16 protein-coding genes are annotated in these 17,467 nt (G+C 72.4%); 1 reads left to right on the forward strand and 15 read right to left on the reverse strand.

All coding sequences use genetic code 11. The features are described from left to right. Window positions 1-269: 269 nt before the first annotated feature. The 12 genes from IE124_RS31525 to IE124_RS31580 all read right to left on the reverse strand — a co-directional run bounded on the left by IE124_RS31525 (window position 270) and on the right by IE124_RS31580 (window position 11,903). Window positions 270-1,238, reverse strand: a complete 969-nt coding sequence (locus IE124_RS31525; RefSeq protein ID WP_229833075.1) for an AAA family ATPase — start codon at window positions 1,236-1,238, stop codon at window positions 270-272. Window positions 1,239-1,556: 318 nt separating this feature from the next. Next, window positions 1,557-2,006, reverse strand: a complete 450-nt coding sequence (aroQ, locus tag IE124_RS31530; protein WP_189513020.1) for a type II 3-dehydroquinate dehydratase — start codon at window positions 2,004-2,006, stop codon at window positions 1,557-1,559. Beyond that, entirely contained in the window at window positions 2,003-3,100 is a 1,098-nt protein-coding gene (gene aroB / locus IE124_RS31535; RefSeq protein WP_189513022.1) for a 3-dehydroquinate synthase, read from the reverse strand. Before aroB ends, aroQ begins: the two co-directional genes overlap by 4 nt. Then, the gene (locus tag IE124_RS31540; protein WP_189513024.1) at window positions 3,097-3,618 is read right to left on the reverse strand and encodes a shikimate kinase; all 522 of its coding nucleotides are present in this window, start codon (window positions 3,616-3,618) and stop codon (window positions 3,097-3,099) included. The genes aroB and IE124_RS31540 overlap by 4 nt, the downstream gene beginning before the upstream one ends. After that, entirely contained in the window at window positions 3,615-4,799 is a 1,185-nt protein-coding gene (aroC, locus tag IE124_RS31545; protein WP_189513025.1) for a chorismate synthase, read from the reverse strand. The genes IE124_RS31540 and aroC overlap by 4 nt, the downstream gene beginning before the upstream one ends. Window positions 4,800-4,913: 114 nt before the next feature. After that, complete coding sequence (locus IE124_RS31550; RefSeq protein ID WP_189513027.1) at window positions 4,914-5,207, reverse strand: hypothetical protein; 294 nt, start codon at window positions 5,205-5,207, stop codon at window positions 4,914-4,916. A gap of 50 nt (window positions 5,208-5,257) precedes the next feature. Further along, entirely contained in the window at window positions 5,258-6,100 is an 843-nt protein-coding gene (locus IE124_RS31555; protein WP_189513029.1) for a shikimate dehydrogenase, read from the reverse strand. Continuing rightward, window positions 6,081-7,868 carry an endolytic transglycosylase MltG gene (gene mltG / locus IE124_RS31560; protein ID WP_189513031.1) on the reverse strand — a complete coding sequence of 596 codons (1,788 nt, stop codon included), beginning with the start codon at window positions 7,866-7,868 and terminating at the stop codon, window positions 6,081-6,083. The genes IE124_RS31555 and mltG overlap by 20 nt, the downstream gene beginning before the upstream one ends. A gap of 101 nt (window positions 7,869-7,969) precedes the next feature. Further along, entirely contained in the window at window positions 7,970-8,434 is a 465-nt protein-coding gene (gene ruvX / locus IE124_RS31565; RefSeq protein ID WP_099054263.1) for a Holliday junction resolvase RuvX, read from the reverse strand. A gap of 2 nt (window positions 8,435-8,436) precedes the next feature. Beyond that, entirely contained in the window at window positions 8,437-11,106 is a 2,670-nt protein-coding gene (gene alaS, locus IE124_RS31570; protein WP_189513033.1) for an alanine--tRNA ligase, read from the reverse strand. Continuing rightward, complete coding sequence (locus IE124_RS31575; protein WP_189513035.1) at window positions 11,106-11,459, reverse strand: DUF6167 family protein; 354 nt, start codon at window positions 11,457-11,459, stop codon at window positions 11,106-11,108. Before IE124_RS31575 ends, alaS begins: the two co-directional genes overlap by 1 nt. 6 nt (window positions 11,460-11,465) lie before the next feature. Further along, complete coding sequence (locus tag IE124_RS31580) at window positions 11,466-11,903, reverse strand: DUF948 domain-containing protein (RefSeq protein ID WP_189513037.1); 438 nt, start codon at window positions 11,901-11,903, stop codon at window positions 11,466-11,468. Between the two features lie 166 nt (window positions 11,904-12,069). Here IE124_RS31580 and IE124_RS31585 point away from each other — a divergent pair, with 166 nt between their 5' ends. Further along, a complete protein-coding gene (locus IE124_RS31585; protein WP_189513039.1) occupies window positions 12,070-14,367 on the forward strand; it encodes an ATP-binding protein in 2,298 nt (765 codons plus the stop codon). A gap of 34 nt (window positions 14,368-14,401) precedes the next feature. Here IE124_RS31585 and rpsD read toward each other — a convergent pair whose 3' ends face one another. The 3 genes from rpsD to IE124_RS31600 all read right to left on the reverse strand — a co-directional run bounded on the left by rpsD (window position 14,402) and on the right by IE124_RS31600 (window position 17,455). Then, window positions 14,402-15,016 carry a 30S ribosomal protein S4 gene (gene rpsD / locus IE124_RS31590; protein WP_015032311.1) on the reverse strand — a complete coding sequence of 205 codons (615 nt, stop codon included), beginning with the start codon at window positions 15,014-15,016 and terminating at the stop codon, window positions 14,402-14,404. A gap of 358 nt (window positions 15,017-15,374) precedes the next feature. After that, entirely contained in the window at window positions 15,375-16,070 is a 696-nt protein-coding gene (locus IE124_RS31595; protein ID WP_189513040.1) for an HNH endonuclease family protein, read from the reverse strand. Window positions 16,071-16,102: 32 nt separating this feature from the next. After that, the gene (locus IE124_RS31600) at window positions 16,103-17,455 is read right to left on the reverse strand and encodes a replication-associated recombination protein A (RefSeq protein WP_189513107.1); all 1,353 of its coding nucleotides are present in this window, start codon (window positions 17,453-17,455) and stop codon (window positions 16,103-16,105) included. Window positions 17,456-17,467 lie beyond the last annotated feature (12 nt).

Here is a 17,467-nt window from a genome sequence, read left to right on the forward strand (position 1 = left end):
CGGGCGGGGCGATACCGGAGGCGCTCCCGAACCGGGGCGGTCCAGTGCCGGAACCGGTCCCGGGCCGGGGGTCCGGGCGGGGTCGGTCCCGGGCCGAGGCCTCGGCAGGTCCGGCCCGAGGCCGGAGCAGTCCCGGGCCGGGGGTCCGGGCGGGGTCGGTCCCGGGCCAAGGCCTAGGCCGCCGGCCCGAGGCCGGAACCGGTTCCGGGCCGGGGTCCGGCCGGGGCGGTCCCGGGCCGGAGGCGGATCCGCATCAGCCCCGCATCGGGTCACCAGGCCGGCGGGCTCGCTATCGCGCGGGCGAGGACGTCGTCGAGGACGCGCGCGGTGGTCTCGACGTCGTACGTGGAGTTGTCGATGATCGGCAGGCCGGAGCCGTACCAGCCGGCCATCCGGCCGTGGATGGCGGCGACCTCCTCGTCCGAGAGGCGCCGGTTGCCGCTGCGCTCGGCGTTGCGCTCCAGGACGATCTCCAGGCCCGGCAGGAGCACGACGGGCAGCAGGCCGGGGCCGACGTGCCGCTTCCAGCCGCCGAGGCCGACGACGGGCCGGTCGGGGAAGACCGCGTCGTCGACGATGCAGGAGATGCCGTTGGCGAGGAAGTTCCGGGCGGCGAACCCGCAGGTGCGGCGGGCGAGCCGGTACTGCGCCTCGGAGTTCTCGTTCCAGCCGGACTGCGGGTCGGCGAAGCCGGAGCACACCCACTCGCGTACGTCGTCGAGGCTGATGTGCGCGGTGGGCACGCGGCGGCGCTGGGCCCAGTGCCGGGCGACCGTCGTCTTGCCGGCGCCCGCGGGGCCGATGAGCAGAACGGCGAGGGTCGCCGCCCCTGTCCCTCCGCCGTGCTCCACGGGCGGCGCGACGGGCGCGCCCACGGGCGGCAGCGGGACGTGGCCGGTGAGGTCCGCGCGGAGCGGCGCCCCGGCCGAGTGGTTCGGGACCGTCGGATGCTGCGGGGCGGCCGGGGGCTGCGGTACGGCTCCGGGGGTGCCCCAGCCCGGTCCGCCGGGGCCCGGGGCGGCCGGAGCGGCGTGCGGGGGCGGCGAGGGATGCTGCTGCGGCCGGGGAGCGCCCGACTGGAGGGTCGGGTGCACGCCGAGCCGGGAACCGGCGTTCGGCGCGGGGTACGGGCCGCTCGGAGGAGGCGCGGACGGGAGGGGCGGGTGCCCTCCCTGCGCGCCGCCTGCCGGCGGTCCCGGGACGGCCCCCGGGGCCTGCCCGGGAGCCAGGGGAGCCATGTGCGCTATGGAAGCCATGGGGGCCGTGGGCGCCTGACCGGGAGTCATGGGAGCTCCGGGAGCCTGTCCGGAGACCGGCCCCAGGACGGGCCCAGGCGCGGCTCCTGTCACGGGTCCGGTGCCGGGCGCCTGGCCCGGCGACTGCTCGGGCGGTGGCAGCGGGCCCCCCACTGCGTGCTGCATCCGGTGCCACTCCGTCTCGTACGACTGACTGATGTATCAGGGACGCCGGAACGTTACCGCCCCTGCCCCCCACAGGGGGAACGGCCGGGGCGGACCCGGAGTGCCCGGCCCGCCCCCGCCCCGCTCGCCGTCCGGTCAGCCGTCGGTCAGTTCCTCGGCGAGCGCCCGCAGCGCCAGCCGGTAGGAGCCGATCCCGAAGCCGGCCACCGTCCCGGTCGCCACCGCGGCGACGACCGAGGTGTGGCGGAACTCCTCACGGGTGTACGGGTTCGAGATGTGCACCTCGATCAGCGGGGCCGTCCGCTGCGCGGCCGCGTCCCGCATCCCGTACGAGTAGTGGGTGAACGCCCCCGGATTGAGCACCACCGGGACCGAACCGTCCGCCGCCTCGTGGAGCCAGCGGATCATCTCGCCCTCGTCGTTGGTCTCCCGGACCTCGACGTCGAAGCCCAGCTCCGCGCCCAGGGCCCGGCAGGACTCCACGAGCCCCTTGTACGAGGTGGCGCCGTAGATGTCGGGCTCTCGGGAGCCGAGCCGCCCGAGGTTCGGGCCGTTCAGCACCAGTACGGGTCGGGGGTCGGTCACACCGCCACCTCACCGTAGGCCGCGAACAGCACGGCCGGGTCGGGGCCTTCCAGGACGGCCGGCTTGCCGAGCCCGTCGAGGACGATGAAGCGCAGCAGGTCGCCACGGGACTTCTTGTCCACCTTCATCGTCTCCAGGAGCTTGGGCCACTGGTCGCCGCGGTAGGTGAGCGGCAGGCCGACGGACTCCAGGACCGCGCGGTGCCGGTCTGCGGTGGCGTCGTCGAGCCGGCCGGCGAGCCGGCCGAGCTCGGCGGCGAACACCATGCCGACGGAGACGGCGGCGCCGTGCCGCCACTTGTACCGCTCGTTCTTCTCGATGGCGTGGGCCAGCGTGTGGCCGTAGTTGAGGATCTCGCGGCGGCCGGACTCCTTGAGGTCGCCGGAGACCACGTCCGCCTTGACCTGGATCGACCGGACGATGAGCTCGGCGGTGTGCGGGCCCGCGGGCGTACGGGCCGCCTCCGGGTCCTCCTCGACGAGGTCGAGGATCACGGGGTCGGCGATGAAGCCGGCCTTGATGATCTCGGCGAGACCGCTGACGTAGTCGTGCACCGGCAGCGAGTCGAGCGCGGCGAGGTCGCAGATGACGCCCGCCGGCGGGTGGAAGGCGCCGACGAGGTTCTTGCCCTCGGCGGTGTTGATGCCCGTCTTGCCGCCGACGGCCGCGTCGACCATGGCGAGGACCGTGGTCGGTACGGCGATCCAGCGCACGCCGCGCAGCCAGGTCGCGGCGACGAAGCCCGCGAGGTCGGTGGTCGCGCCGCCGCCGACGCCGACGATGACGTCGGTCCGGGTGAAGCCGGTCTGGCCCAGCGCCTTCCAGCAGTAGGCGGCGACCTCGGCGGTCTTCGCCTCCTCCGCGTTCGGCACCTGGATGGCAACGGCCTCGTAGCCCTGGTCGGCGAGGTCCGCGCGGAGGGCCTCGCCGGTGTCGGCGAGCGCCTCGGGGTGGATCACGGCGATCCGCTTGGCCCGCGGGCCGATCAGGGCGGGGAGCTCGCCGAGCAGCTGCCGGCCGACCAGCACCTCGTACGGCTCGGTGCCCGCGCTGCCCGCGACCTGGATACGGGTCGTTTCCTGGTCCGTCGTCATGCGTCCTTCTTCAGATCCAGTGCCGAGAGGACCGCGTCCGCGACCTCTTCGGGGGTGCGGTCGTCGGTGGTGACGACCACTCGTGCGACTTCGGTGTAGAGGTGGCGGCGCGCGTCCATCAGCTCGCGCCACTGGCGGCGCGGGTTGACGGCGAGCAGTGGCCGCGCGGTGTTGAGGCCGACACGGCGGACCGCTTCCTCGACGTCCATCGAGAGGTACGCGACGGGCAGCCCGGCGAGCAGGCCGCGGGTGCCCTCGTCGAGGATCGCGCCGCCGCCGAGGGCGAGGACGCCCTCGTGATCGGCGACGGCCGTGGCGACCGCGGCCCGCTCCAGGGCGCGGAAGTGCTCCTCGCCGTCCTCGACGAAGATGTCGGAGATCTCCCGGCCCTCGGCGGCGACGATGTCGGCGTCGGTGTCCCGGTAGGGCGCGCCGAGCCGTTCGGCCAGGAGCGCGCCCACCGTGGACTTGCCGGACCCCATGGGCCCGACGAGGACGACCAGCGGTCCGGCGGTCACCGGATGCGCAGGTTGTCGAGGTACGACTGCACGTTGCGGCGGGTCTCCGGGACGCTGTCGCCGCCGAACTTCTCGACGACGGCGTCCGCGAGGACGAGCGCGACCATGGCCTCGGCGACGATGCCGGCGGCGGGGACGGCGCACACGTCGGAGCGCTGGTGGTGGGCGGCCGTGGCCTCGCCGGTGACGACGTCGATCGTGGCGAGGGCGCGCGGGACGGTCGCGATCGGCTTCATCGCGGCGCGGACGCGCAGCAGCTCGCCGGTGGTCAGACCGCCCTCGGTGCCGCCGGCGCGGCCGGAGGTGCGCTTGATGCCGTCCTCGGTGCGGACGATCTCGTCGTGCGCCTTCGAGCCGGGCACGCGGGCGAGGTCGAAGCCGTCGCCGACCTCGACGCCCTTGATGGCCTGGATGCCCATGAGGGCGGCGGCGAGCCGGGCGTCGAGGCGCCGGTCCCAGTGGACGTGCGAGCCGAGACCGACGGGCACGCCGTACGCGAGGACCTCCACGACTCCGCCGAGGGTGTCGCCGTCCTTGTGGGCCTGGTCGATCTCGGCGACCATCGCCTTCGACGCGTCGGCGTCGAGGCAGCGGACCGGGTCGGCGTCGAGCCGCTCGACGTCGGCGGGGGTCGGGTAGACGCCGTACGGCGCCTTGGCGGCGGCCAGCTCGACGACGTGCGACACGATCTCGATGCCCGCGGCCTCCTTGATGAAGGAGCGGGCGACGGCGCCGAGGGCGACCCGGGCCGCGGTCTCCCGGGCGCTGGCGCGCTCCAGGATCGGGCGGGCCTCGTCGAAGCCGTACTTCTGCATGCCGGCGAGGTCCGCGTGGCCGGGCCGCGGCCGGGTCAGGGGCGCGTTGCGGCCCGTCTCCTTGAGCAGGGACGGGTCGACCGGGTCGGCCGACATGACCGTCTCCCACTTGGGCCACTCGGTGTTGCCGACCATGACGGCGATCGGGGAGCCGAGGGAGAGTCCGTGGCGGACGCCGCCGAGGAAGGTGATCTCGTCCTGCTCGAACTTCATCCGGGCGCCGCGCCCATAGCCGAGTCGCCGCCGCGCGAGGTGGTCTGCCACCAGCTCGGTGGTGACGGGGACGCCGGCGGGAAGACCCTCCAGCGTCGCGACCAGCGCGGGTCCGTGGGATTCCCCAGCGGTCAGCCAACGCAACCTGCTCAACGATGCTCCTCATGCTCGCGCCTGGGCACTGCGACGGCGCGGCCGGGTGCGCGGCCCTGGCCCGCCGTGTCCGATCCTCCCACGTCCGGGCCGGTCGCCCGGCCTCCGGTCCAGCTATCGGACGCGGGTCTCACCGCCTCGGACGGTCTCCTGGGTGTCCGGAGCGTCCGCCGCGGACTCGGAAGCGGTCTCCGGGGCGGCCTCCGGAGCGGTCTCCTCGGCCTCCGTGGCGGAGCCGGAACGGTTCCGCAGCCAGGAGACGAAGCCGTACACCAGGGTCGCGCCGAACAGCGCGAGCACGGTGTACCGCGCCCACGCGGGCAGGCTGCTGAAGAACCCCACCCAGAGAAAACGCACCACGTCGAAGCCGACGTCCCACTTGGACGCCAGCAGCAGTTCCTCGCCCATATCCCCCGTACCCCCTCGCGCACCGATCGGCCCGGCACGCGCAGGCGAGCCTACCTGGCGGCCAGCGCCTGCTCCCCCGCCGCCCGCATCGCCGCGAGCGGGGCGGGCGTGCGGCCCGTCATCTGCTCGACCTGGAGGACGGCCTGGTGGACGAGGAGGTCGAGGCCGCCGACGACCTTGCCGCCGCGGTCGGACCAGGCCGCGGCGAGCGCGGTCGGCCAGGGGTCGTACAGGACGTCGAAGAGGGTGCCGACCGCGTCGGGGACGGCGCCGGCGAGGGCGTTCGTGGTGCCGGCCGGGGTGGTCGCGATGACCAGCGGGGCGGCGAAGGCCTCGGCCGCGCGCTCCCAGTCGGCGGTACGGACGTCCACTCCGAGCCGCTCGCCCCAGCCGCGCATCTCCTCCGCGCGCGCCTCGCTGCGGACGTACGCGGTGACGGGGCCCGCGCAGACCCGGGCGAGGGCGGCCAGCGCGGAGGACGCCGTGGCGCCGGCGCCGAGGATCGCGGCCGATTCCACCTTCTCGACGCCCCGCTCCCGCAGGGCGGCGATCATGCCGGGGATGTCGGTGTTGTCGCCGACCCGCCGTCCGTCCTCGCGGAGGACGACCGTGTTCACGGCTTCCACGGAGGCCGCCGTGTCGCTGACCTCGTCCAGCAGCGGGATGATCGCCCGCTTGAGCGGCATGGTCAGGGACAGACCCGCCCAGCTGTCGTCCAGCTCGCCGACGAAGCCGGGCAGACCGGCCTCGTCGACCTCGAACCGGTCGTACGACCAGTCGTCGAGGCCCAGCTCGGCGTAGGCCGCCCGGTGCAGGACCGGGGAGAGCGAGTGGGCGATCGGCGAACCGAGGACGGCCGCGCGGCGGCCCGTCTCACTGGTTCGTGCTGGCATTGAACTTGTCCTTCAGCTTGAGGAAGTCCGCGTGTGTCTTGGCGAACTCGGTCTTGTTCATGCCGTCCGTGGCCACGAAGTAGAGCCAGCCGTCCTTGGTCGGGTCGAGCATCGATGCCAGCGCCGCGTTGCCCGGGTTGCCGATCGGCCCCGGCGGCAGCCCCTTGTGCTTGTACGTGTTGTACGGGTCCGTGTTGGTGTTCGCCTCTTGCTCGGAGATCTTGATCTCGCTCTGACCCTTCAGGTAGTTGAGGGTCGAGTCGAACTGGAGCAGCTGGACCGTCTCGCGGTACTCGGGCTTCAGACGGTTGTAGATGACCTCCGCCATCTTGCGGAAGTCATCGTGCGTCTTGCCCTCCGCCTGGACCAGGCTCGCGACGGTCACCAGCTCCCACGGCCCCTTCAGGCCGAGCTCCTTGGACTTCGCCTCCAGGTCGAGCTTCGAGTACTCCGCGTTCGCGCGGGACACCATCTTGCGGAGCACGTCCTCGGGCTTCGCCGTCTTGGAGACGGGGTAGCTGGCCGGGAAGAGGAAGCCCTCCAGCGGGTCCTTCACGTCGTCGTGGTTCACGGCCCAGTCGGGCAGCCCCAGGGAGTCCGCCTTCGCGCGGGCGATGCCCTTGGTGGTGCCCGCCTTGAGGTCGAGGCGCTTGTCGAGCTGGTCGTAGACCCAGGTGTTGCGCTTGCCCTCGGGGATGACGAGGTTGGCCTGGCTCACCGGGTTGAGCATGAGGGAGACCGCGCTCTCGGCCGACATCTCCTTCTTCAGCGTGTAGACGCCCGCCTGGATGGAGAGCCCCTTGGGGTTCTTTCCCTGCGCCGAGACGAAGGCGTCGACGCTCTTGACGACGCCCGCCTTCTTGAGGATGTTGCCGATCTGGTAGCCGCCCGAGTCCTTCGGGATCTCGACCTGGACCTCGCCGCTGCCGGCGCCCGCGTAGTCGGGTGCCGCGGCGAACTGGCCCTGCCAGAACTGGTAGCCGAAATAGCCGACGCCGCCGACGCCGCCGACCAGCACGGCCGCCACGACGAGGCAGGCCACGCCGTTCTTGCCCTTGCGTTTCTTCGCCTTGCTCCGGCGCTCGCGGTCGCCGCCGCGGGAGCCGCGTCCCGGTGCCGGCTCGTCGTCGTACTCGTCGTACTCGTCATGCTCGTCGCGACCGTCGTCCGAGTCGTCGGCGCCCGTGAAGAAGGGGTGCTGCTCCTCCTCCGGCTCCGGACGCACCTCTTCCTCCGGCGCCCAGTCGATCACCGGCTCCGGCGGGTTCTGCCGGTGGCCGGGAGGCTGGGGCGGCGGATACGCCTGAGGAGTGCCGTAGAGGTCGGGGTTCTGGCCGCCGTACGGATCGGCCGGGGGGCCGCCGTACGCCATCGCGGCCTGGCCCGACTCCCAGCTGCCGTCGTACTGCTGTCCGAGGTTCCCGGGCGTGTCGTAACCGCCCGGGTACCCCGTCCCGTACTGCTGCTGGGGGTGCTGGTGCTGCTGGGGGTGCTGCTGGTACTGCTGCGGCTGCACCTGCTGCTGGTACTGCGGATCCACGTAGCCCTGGTGCTGCTGCGGGTCCTGGTAATGGGGCTGCTGGTACTGCTGCTGCTCCTGGTACTGCTGCGGGTACGACTCCTCGTACCCGTGGCCGCCGCCCTGGCCGTACTGGCTCGCCTGCTGCGGATGCGGGTACTGCTGCTGACCTTCCCACCCCTGGTCCCCGTACAACGGGTCCGTGGGGTGCCACGGTTCGGAGCCGGGGCTCCGGCCATACTCAGTCATCGATCCCCAAACAGCCGCGAGGCTTCCGGACGATCCGCCTCTACGTAGTGCGGCAGTTGTTCGAACACCGCCGCATCGCGCGGAACGTTACCGTATCGCGATCAGATGACCACTTCGACGCCCTCGCCGGGCGGATTACCTGATACCCGTTCGGACTCAAGAGCAGCCTGCAGGATGATCACAGCGGCGGCCTGGTCGATGACGGACCGCCCCTTCTTCGCCTTCACTCCCGAGGCCCGCAAGCCCTGGGTCGCGGTGACCGTCGTCATCCGCTCGTCGACGAGACGGACCGGCACGGGCGCGATGCCCTTGGCCATCTCGCGGGCGAAGGCCCTGACCTTGGTCGCGGCCGGGCCCTCCCGCCCGCTGAGCGAGCGGGGCAGACCCACGACGACCTCGATGGGCTCGTACTCCTCGACGATCTGGCGGAGCCGCCGGTGGGCGGCCGGGACGTCACGTCCCGGCACGGTCTCCACCGGCGTGGCGAGGACCCCGTCGGGGTCGCACGAGGCGACCCCGATCCGGGCGTCCCCGACATCGACCGCGATACGGCGGCCGCGACGCATCGTCACGCCGTCTCCACCACGAGACGCTCGACGGCGGCGATGGCCTCGCCGACGGCCTGCGGGTTCGTGCCGCCGCCCTGGGCGACGTCCGGCTTGCCGCCGCCACCGCCACCGAGGGTCTTGGCGGCCGTGCGGACCAGCTCGCCGGCCTTGAGACCGCGCTCACGGGCGGCCTCGTTGGTGGCGATGACCGTGAGCGGCTTGCCGTTGGCCGTGGTGAACAGGGCCACGACGGCCGGGCGGTCGGACGGGAAGCGGCCGCGGATGTCGAGGACCAGCTTGCGCAGGTCGTCGGCGCCGGTGCCGTCCTGGACCTGGCCGGTGACCAGGGCGAGGCCGCGGACGTCCTGGGCGGAGTCGACGAGACCGGCGGCGGCCTGGAGGACCTTCTCCGCGCGGAACTTCTCGATCTCCTTCTCGGCGTCCTTCAGCTTGCCGAGCATGGCGGAGATCTTCTCCGGCAGCTCCTCCGGACGGCCCTTGACCAGCTCCTGGAGCTGGGCGACGACCGTGTGCTCGCGAGCGAGGAAGTTGTACGCGTCGACACCCACGAGGGCCTCGATGCGGCGCACGCCGGAGCCGATGGACGACTCGCCGAGCAGCTTCACCAGGCCCAGCTGGGCGGTGTTGCCGACGTGCGTGCCGCCGCACAGCTCCTTGGAGAAGTCGCCGATGGTGACGACGCGGACCTGCTCGCCGTACTTCTCGCCGAACTCGGCGATGGCGCCCTGGCGCTTGGCCTCGTTGATCGGCATGACCTCGGCGTGGACCTCCAGCTCGCGCGAGAGGACCTCGTTGATCTTCTGCTCGACGTCCGTGAGGACCGTGCCGGGGACGGCGTTCGGCGAACCGAAGTCGAAGCGGAAGCGGCCGGGCTGGTTCTCGGAACCGGCCTGGGCGGCCGTCGGGCCGAGGGCGTCGCGCAGCGCCTGGTGGGTCAGGTGGGTGGCCGAGTGGGCGCGGGCGATGGCCCGGCGGCGGCGCACGTCGATGGTGGCGTAGGCGGTGGCGCCCACGGTCACCTCGCCGACCTGCACGGAACCCTTGTGCACGGAGACACCGGGAACGGGCTGCTGGACGTCACGGATCTCGATGACCGCGCCGCTGTGCAGCTTGATCCGGCCCTGGTCGGCGATCTGGCCGCCGCCCTCGGCGTAGAAGGGGGTGCGGTCGAGGACGACCTCGACCTCGTCGCCCTCGGACGCGGCCGGCGAGGAGACACCGTTGACGAGGAGACCGACGACCGTGGTCTCGCCCTCCAGGTTGGTGTAGCCGGTGAACTCGGTGGCGCCGTTGCTGTCGGCGATCTCCCGGTACGCGGTCATGTCGGCGTGACCGGTCTTCTTGGCCTTGGCGTCGGCCTTGGCGCGCTCCCGCTGCTCCTTCATCAGGCGGCGGAAGCCGTCCTCGTCCACGGAGAGGCCCTGCTCGGAGGCCATCTCCAGGGTGAGGTCGATCGGGAAGCCCCAGGTGTCGTGGAGCAGGAACGCCTTGTCGCCGGAGAGGACCGTGCCGCCGGCGGCCTTGGTCTCGGTCACGGCGGTGTCGAGGATGTTCGTGCCGCCCTTGAGGGCCTTCAGGAAGGCGGCCTCTTCGGCGAGGGCGACGGTCTCGATGCGCTTGCGGTCGGTGACCAGCTCCGGGTACTGCTCGCCCATCGTGTTGATCACGGTGTCGACGAGGTCCTGGACGACCGGGCCGGTGGCGCCGAGCAAGCGCATGTTGCGGACGGCGCGGCGCATGATGCGGCGCAGCACGTAGCCGCGGCCCTCGTTGCCGGGGGTGACGCCGTCGCCGATGAGCATGACGGACGTACGCATGTGGTCGGCGACCACGCGGAGCGAGACGTCGCTGTCGTGGGCCTTGCCGTAGGCGACGCCGGTGAGCTCGGTGGCCTTGTCGATGACGACCTGGAGGGTGTCCGTCTCGTACATGTTCTGGACGCCCTGGAGGATCATCGCCAGGCGCTCGAGACCGAGGCCCGTGTCGATGTTCTTCGACGGCAGCTCGCCGAGGATCGGGAAGTCGTCCTTGCCCGAGCCCTCACCGCGCTCGTACTGCATGAAGACCAGGTTCCAGATCTCCACGTACCGCTCGTCGTTGACGGCCGGGCCGCCCTCGACGCCGAACTCGGGGCCACGGTCGTAGTTGATCTCGGAGCACGGGCCGCAGGGTCCGGGGACGCCCATCGACCAGTAGTTGTCCTTCTTGCCGAGGCGCTGGATGCGCTCGGCGGGGACGCCGACGACGTCGCGCCAGATGCGCTCGGCCTCGTCGTCCTCCAGGTACACGGTGATCCAGAGCTTCTCCGGGTCCAGCCCGTAGCCGCCGTGCTCCACCGAGGTGGTCAGCAGCTCCCAGGCGAGCTTGATGGCGCCTTCCTTGAAGTAGTCGCCGAAGGAGAAGTTGCCGCACATCTGGAAGAACGTGCCGTGGCGGGTGGTCTTGCCGACTTCCTCGATGTCGGGCGTCCGCACGCACTTCTGCACACTGGAGGCGCGCGAGAAGGGCGGCTTGACCTCACCCAGGAAGTAGGGCTTGAAGGGCACCATGCCGGCCGGGACGAGCAGCAGAGTCGGGTCGTCCGCGATGAGCGACGCCGAAGGGACGACGGTGTGCCCGCGCTCCTCGAAGAAGCTCAGCCAGCGGCGGCGGATTTCAGCCGACTCCATCAGTGGTCCTCATTCCGGTTGTACGAGATCGTGGGGATTGAATACGTCGTGGTCGGGCGCGCGGTGTGGTCGAGCGCCGCCCGGCGGGGTGCCGGAAGCTCGCGGTCGGGGTCGTTGTCGACCGGGGGGCCGTCCAGGCCGAGTGCCTCGCCCAGTTCGGTCTCCCGCTGGAGCATGCCCGCCCTCACGTCGAGGGCGAAGTCCTTGAGCCGGTGACCTGCCTCGACGGCCTTGTCCGCCGCCTGGGCGGCGAGGCTCTCGGGGGTCAGCTGCTTCAGCTTGCGGTTGACCTTGGTGGTGGCCCACACGCCGGCGGCTGCGCCGGCCGTGAACCAGAACGTGCGGCGGAACATGGCGTCTCAGCCCTTCTGCTTCCGGCGCCGTGCGGACGGCACCGTACGGCCGACGATCACAGTACGTCGCGCGGTGGCCGCGGGCACGCCCTCGGCCTCCCGACCGCGGCCGAGCGCCTTGCGCACGCCGTAGCCGAACGCGGCCACCTTGACGAGCGGGCCGCCGAAGGTGGAGGCGACGGTGGAGGAGAGCGCGGACGCGTTGGAGGTGACTTCCTGGACGTCCGAGGCGATGGCGTCGACCCGGTCGAGCTGGGTCTGTGCGGAGCGCACGGTCGCGGAGGCGTCCGCGAGCAGGGGAACCGCCTGCTCGGTCACGTCCGCCACCAGCTTGGTGGTCGCCTTGAGCGTCTGCGCCAGCCTCACCAGCACCACGGCGAGGAAGGAGACCAGGATCGCCCAGAAGACGGCCACCAGGATCCCGGCAACCTCTCCACCGGTCACTCTGCACCGCTCTCTGCTGTCGTCGGCCCTTCGGGCCCTTGTCAAAAGTAGTCACCCGACCCTATCGCGCCCGGGCTGCCCGGCCGTACCGCATTACCGCCGCTGGGAAGGGAGTTACGGAATCCGATTGTACGGAGCGCGTGCGAATGAGTACGCTCCGTGTCCCATGCGACGGAGCAATCTCCCGGCGGAGCCGAACCGGTTCGTCGGACGGGCCGCCGAGCAGGCCGAACTGGCGCGACTCATCGAGGACTCACGCCTCGTCACGGTCGTCGGGGTGGGCGGGGTCGGCAAGACGCGGCTCGCGCTGCGCGTTGCCTCGGGGGCGCAGAAACGCTACGGCGACGAGGTGCGGCTCGCCGAGCTCGCACCGCTGCGCGATCCGGATCTGGTGGAACACGCCCTGGTCGAGGCGCTCGGGCTGACCGATCACACGCTGCGGGGCCCGCGCGAGGTGCTGGTGGAGCATCTCGCGGAGCGGCGGCTCCTGCTGCTGCTCGACGGTTTCGAGCACCTGGTGGAGAGCTGCGCGCCGCTGGTGCGGGAGCTGCTCGCGCACGCTCCCGGGCTGACGGTGCTCGCGGTGGGCCGCCGCCCGCTGCGGGTGGCGGGCGAGGCCGTGTTCAGGCTGGCGCCGATGGGCGAGGCGGACGCGGTGGCGCTGCTCGCGGAGCGGGCCGCGGAGGCGGGCGCGCCGGTGGCGCCCGTGCACGACCACTCCGTGCAGGACCTTTCCGTACGCGCCTGTCCCGTACGCGACCGGCCCTTGCGCGACTCGGTGCACCGCTCCGTCCACGACGCCGCCCCACCGGACTGCGCGCACGACTCCCCCGCGTCCGCGGCCGTGCGTGAGCTCTGCCGGCGGCTCGACGGCATCCCGCTCGCCCTCGAACTGGCGGCCGGCCGGCTGCCGCTCCTCTCCGTCGAGCAGATGCTGTGCCGTCTCGACGACCGGTTCCGGTTGCTCACGGTCGGTGCGCGCGGGGCGCTCCCCCGCCACCAGACGCTGCGGACGGCGATCGGCTGGAGCCACGAGCTGTGCACCCCGGAGGAGCGCCTGCTGTGGGCGCGGCTCTCCGTCTTCGCCGGCCCCTTCGACCTGGAGGCGGTGGAGTACGTGTGCGGTGGCCCCGAGCTGCCGCCGGACCGGATCCTCGACCTGCTCGGCGGGCTGCTGGCGCAGTCGCTGGTGGCGCGCGAGGACACGCCCGCCGGCCCCGGCTACCGGATCCTGGACACGGTTGCGGACTACGGGGCGGAGTGGCTGGCCGCGCTCGGCGACACGGAGCGGCTGCGACGACGGCACCGCGACTGGTACATGGGCCTCGCGACCTGGTGCGAGCTGGAGTGGTTCAGCCCGCGCCAGGCGGAGGTGGCGGCCCGGACGGACGCGGCCCTGCCGAACCTCCGGGCGGCCCTCGACCTGTGCCTCGAACTCCCGGACGACGCGCATCTCGCGCAGCACCTGGCGGGCACGCTCTGGTTCGCCTGGGTGGGCTGCGGGCGTCTCTCGGAGGGGCGGCACTGGCTGGAGCGGGCGCTCGCGCTGGAGTCCGGGCACGAGGAGGCCCGGCTGAAGGCGCTGTGGGTGCTCGGGTACGTGACGATCCTCCAGGGCGACGGCACGGCCGCGGTGGCGGCGCTCCACGAGTGCCGGGAGCGGGCCAGGGCCTCCAGGAACGCGCTGGCGGAGGCGTACGCGACGCACCGGATGGGCTGTCTGGCGCTGCTCTCGGACGACATGCCGCGGGCGGAGGAGTTGATCGGGCGGGCCCTGGAGTCGTACCGCGAACTCGGCGAGCTGAACAGCAACGTGCTGATGGGGCAGGTCGAGCTGGCGATGGCGCGGGCCTTCGGCGGCGACCTGGAGGGTGCGGTCGCGATCTGCCGGGAGGTGCGGGAGGTCTGCGAGGAGCGCGGGGAGCGCTGGACCAGGGCGTACGCGCTCTACGTGCTCGCGTTCTCGGCGTGGACCCGGGGTGCGTTCGGGGAGGCGCGGGAGCTGCTCGACGAGTGCGTGACGATCAACCACGCCTTCCGTGACCAGGTCGGCCTGGTTCTCGCGATCGAGCTGCTCGCGCTGGTGACGGTGAGCGAGGGCGACGCGGTGGAGGCTGCGGTGCTGCAGGGCGCGACGGTGCCGGTCTGGGACACGGTGGGCATCCAGCTCTTCGGCTCCGCCTCGTTCAACGGGCCGAGGACGCTGTGCGAGCAGCACGCGGGGGCGGCGCTGGGGCCGGAGGCGTACGCCGCGGCCTTGCGTGAGGGGCTGGGGCTCTCCTTGGACGCGGCGGTGGAGCGGGCGCTCGCGCACCGTCGGGGTCCGGCCGTCGGCGGCCCGGCGGGGACGGCCGGGCGGGCGGCTCCGCGTCCGTTCCGTACGGCCAGGTCGGCGGCGGCGGTCCCGGGAACGCGGAAGCCCGCCGGCTCCCCCACCGGAAAGGGTGGGGAAGCGGCGGGCTGAACACCGCGTGGGTGGTACTGCGCCGTTGCCGGTATCAGCGGGCGTAGTACTCGACGACCAGCTGCTCGTCGCAGATGACCGGGATTTCCTTGCGGTTCGGGTCGCGGTCGAGGCGGAAGGCCAGGGCCTTCAGGTTGACCTGCAGGTAGCGCGGGGTCTCACCGTCGGCGGCGAAGCCACCCTCGCGGGCCATCTCGAACAGCGGCTTGGTGCGGCTGCGCTCGCGGACCATCACGACGTCGTCGGGACGGACGCGGAACGACGGCTTGTCGACCTTGCCACCGTTGACCTGGATGTGGCCGTGGACGACCATCTGGCGGGCCTGGTAGATGGTGCGGGCGATGCCCGAACGCAGGACCAGGGCGTCGAGGCGACGCTCGAGCTCGACGACCAGCGCCTCGCCCGTCTTGCCCTCGGCCTTCTTGGCACGGTCGTAGGCGCGCGCCATCTGGCGCTCGCTGATGTCGTACTGGGCGCGCAGACGCTGCTTCTCGAGCAGACGGACCTTGTAGTCCGAGTTCTGCTTGCGGCCACGGCCGTGCTCGCCCGGCGGGTAGGGGCGGGCCTCGAAGTACTTGACGGCCTTCGGGGTCAGCGCGATGCCGAGGGCACGCGACTTCTTGACCTTGGGACGGGACTGGTTCGGCATGAACCAACCTCTCTCATAAGAACGAAAACGGCTTCACCAGGGTTAGGGGAGGTCGCATCCGCAGCCGGGAAACCCGTCCGGTCCGTACGAGACGGACCTGTCGGGCAGCCGCTCCCAGGTCTGGGCACATACGTGCAGCACGCGAACGACCCATCGCCGCTCCCGGGAATCCGGGTGGTGATGGGTGGCCCGCGACACCTTCGAAGGTGCGCGACGCTCCTGGAAACCCCGCCCGAGGGCCGGGTCTCCGGCTGACTGTCCCGTTCTGGTGGCGCCGACCGGGGTCGGACACGGGACGCAGCAATCCGGACCAGTGTACCGGGTGCGCGGGGCACCCTCGCACCGGGACCGAGCGGCCTCAGTCGCAGGTGGCGAGGAGCTCCCGGACGGCCTCCTTCTCGGGCGGGGAGACCGTCAGGCCGTACTTCGCCTTGATCCCGGTCCAGCGTCGGCCGTACTCGCACCAGTACGCCGTGCGCGGGGGCTTCCACTTGTCCGGGGTCTTGCTGCTCTTCTCCTGGTTGGTCTGCTTGTCCGTGGCGAGCAGGACGTCCAGGTCGTTGGCGAAGACCAGGCGCCGCGCGGGCGTCCAGGCCCAGGCGCCCGCGCGCCAGGCCGCACCGAGCGCGACGACGTGGTCGGTCTGGATCTCGGAGGGCTTGCGGTACGAGTAGGGCAGCCGCTTGCCGGAGTACGGGTCGTGGAGGACGCCCGAGAGGACGACGCACGGGTTCCGGTCGCCGAGCCGCACCTCGGCGAGGTCCCGGCGCAGCACGTCGTCCCGGGTGTCACAGCCGTTGCGCCCGCCGGGGGCGTCGGTCTCATCGGACCAGCCGTCGCCGAAGGCGGAGCGCGCGTACGTCTGCCAGTTCCTCCCCCAGGCCACCGTCAGCGCGGCGAGCCGGGTCCTGGCCTCCGCCGCCGTCGGCGGGAAGCCCTGGGCGACGAGGGGGACGGCGGAGGGGCCGGCCGGCGGGTCCTCCGCCGGCGCCCGGGCGGGCACGCACCCGGCCACGGCGGCGGCCAGGACCAGCGCTCCGACGGTACGGATCATGAGGGGAGCGTAGGCACGCCGTACGACGGCTGCTACTCGTCGCCCTTCAGACGGGTCCGCACCCGCTCCACCACGTCCGCGTAGCGCGCTTCCGCCCCGTAGCGGGTGGGCTCGTAGTACTGGCGGCCCCGGACCTCGTCCGGGGCGTACTGCTGGGCCGCGATGCCGCCCGGCACGTCGTGCGGGTACACGTACCCCTGGGCGTGGCCGAGCTTGGCCGCGCCCTTGTAGTGACCGTCGCGGAGGTGAGGCGGGACCGAGCCCGCGAGGCCGTTACGGACGTCCGCGAGTGCGGCGCCGATCGCCGTCGTCGCCGCGTTCGACTTCGGGGCCAGGGCCAGGGCGATCGTGGCGTGGCTCAGGGTGAGCGCGGCCTCCGGGAAGCCGATCATGGCGACGGCCTGCGCGGCGGCGACGGCGATCGGCAGCGCGTTGGGGTCGGCGAGGCCGATGTCCTCGCTCGCGGAGATCATCAGGCGCCGGGCGATGAAGCGCGGGTCCTCCCCCGCTTCGATCATCCGGGCCAGGTAGTGCAGGGCCGCGTCCACGTCCGAGCCGCGGATGGACTTGATGAGCGCGCTGGCCACGTCGTAGTGCTGGTCGCCGTCCCGGTCGTACTTCACGGCCGCGCGGTCGACGGTCTCCTCGACCGTCTGGAGGGTGATCTCCGGCTCGCGCTTGGCGATGGCCGCGCCGGCCGCCGCCTCCAGCGCGGTCAGGGCGCGGCGGGCGTCGCCGCCGGCGACCCGGAGGAGGTGGGCCTCGGCGTCCTCCGGCAGGGTCACGGCCCCGCCGAGCCCGCGCTCGTCGGTGAGGGCGCGGGCGAGGAGGCCGCGCAGGTCCTCGTCGGTGAGCGGCTCCAGGGTGAGGAGCAGCGAGCGGGAGAGCAGGGGGGAGATGATCGAGAAGTAGGGGTTCTCGGTGGTGGCGGCGATGAGCGTCACCCAGCGGTTCTCCACGGCGGGCAGGAGGGAGTCCTGCTGGGCCTTGGAGAAGCGGTGGATCTCGTCGAGGAAGAGGACGGTCTCCTTGCCGTAGCCGCCGGCGGCGCGCCGGGCGCCCTCGATGACGGCCCGGACCTCCTTGACGCCCGCGGTGATCGCCGAGAGCTCCACGAAGCGCTTGTTGGTGGCCTTCGACACCACGTACGCCAGGGTGGTCTTCCCGATGCCGGGCGGGCCCCAGAGGATCACCGAGGAGGCGCCGGCGGGACCGCCGTCGCCGTCTCCCACGAGTCGGCGCAGCGGTGAGCCGGGCTTCAGCAGGTGCTGCTGGCCCACCACCTCGTCGAGGGTGCGGGGGCGCATCCGGACCGCCAGCGGGCTGCTGGACGGGTCCTTCTCCTGGCGGTCTTCGGCGGCTGCGGTAAAGAGGTCGGGCTCCACAGTCATGAAGCC

It is taken from the genome of Streptomyces narbonensis, from assembly GCF_014649015.1.
GTDB classification, from domain to species: Bacteria; Actinomycetota; Actinomycetes; order Streptomycetales; family Streptomycetaceae; genus Streptomyces; species Streptomyces narbonensis.

Excerpts from the sequence above, each read along its gene's own strand:
- IE124_RS31525 (WP_229833075.1), bottom strand. The coding sequence starts at position 1,238 with ATGGCTCCCCTGGCTCCCGGGCAGGCCCCGGGGGCCGTCCCGGGACCG.
- aroB (WP_189513022.1), bottom strand. The coding sequence starts at position 3,100 with ATGACGACGGACCAGGAAACGACCCGTATCCAGGTCGCGGGCAGCGCG.
- IE124_RS31550 (WP_189513027.1), bottom strand. The coding sequence starts at position 5,207 with ATGGGCGAGGAACTGCTGCTGGCGTCCAAGTGGGACGTCGGCTTCGAC.
- IE124_RS31555 (WP_189513029.1), bottom strand. The coding sequence starts at position 6,100 with ATGCCAGCACGAACCAGTGAGACGGGCCGCCGCGCGGCCGTCCTCGGT.
- mltG (WP_189513031.1), bottom strand. The coding sequence starts at position 7,868 with ATGACTGAGTATGGCCGGAGCCCCGGCTCCGAACCGTGGCACCCCACG.
- ruvX (WP_099054263.1), bottom strand. The coding sequence starts at position 8,434 with ATGCGTCGCGGCCGCCGTATCGCGGTCGATGTCGGGGACGCCCGGATC.
- alaS (WP_189513033.1), bottom strand. The coding sequence starts at position 11,106 with ATGGAGTCGGCTGAAATCCGCCGCCGCTGGCTGAGCTTCTTCGAGGAG.
- IE124_RS31575 (WP_189513035.1), bottom strand. The coding sequence starts at position 11,459 with ATGTTCCGCCGCACGTTCTGGTTCACGGCCGGCGCAGCCGCCGGCGTG.
- IE124_RS31585 (WP_189513039.1), top strand. The coding sequence starts at position 12,070 with ATGCGACGGAGCAATCTCCCGGCGGAGCCGAACCGGTTCGTCGGACGG.
- rpsD (WP_015032311.1), bottom strand. The coding sequence starts at position 15,016 with ATGCCGAACCAGTCCCGTCCCAAGGTCAAGAAGTCGCGTGCCCTCGGC.
- IE124_RS31595 (WP_189513040.1), bottom strand. The coding sequence starts at position 16,070 with ATGATCCGTACCGTCGGAGCGCTGGTCCTGGCCGCCGCCGTGGCCGGG.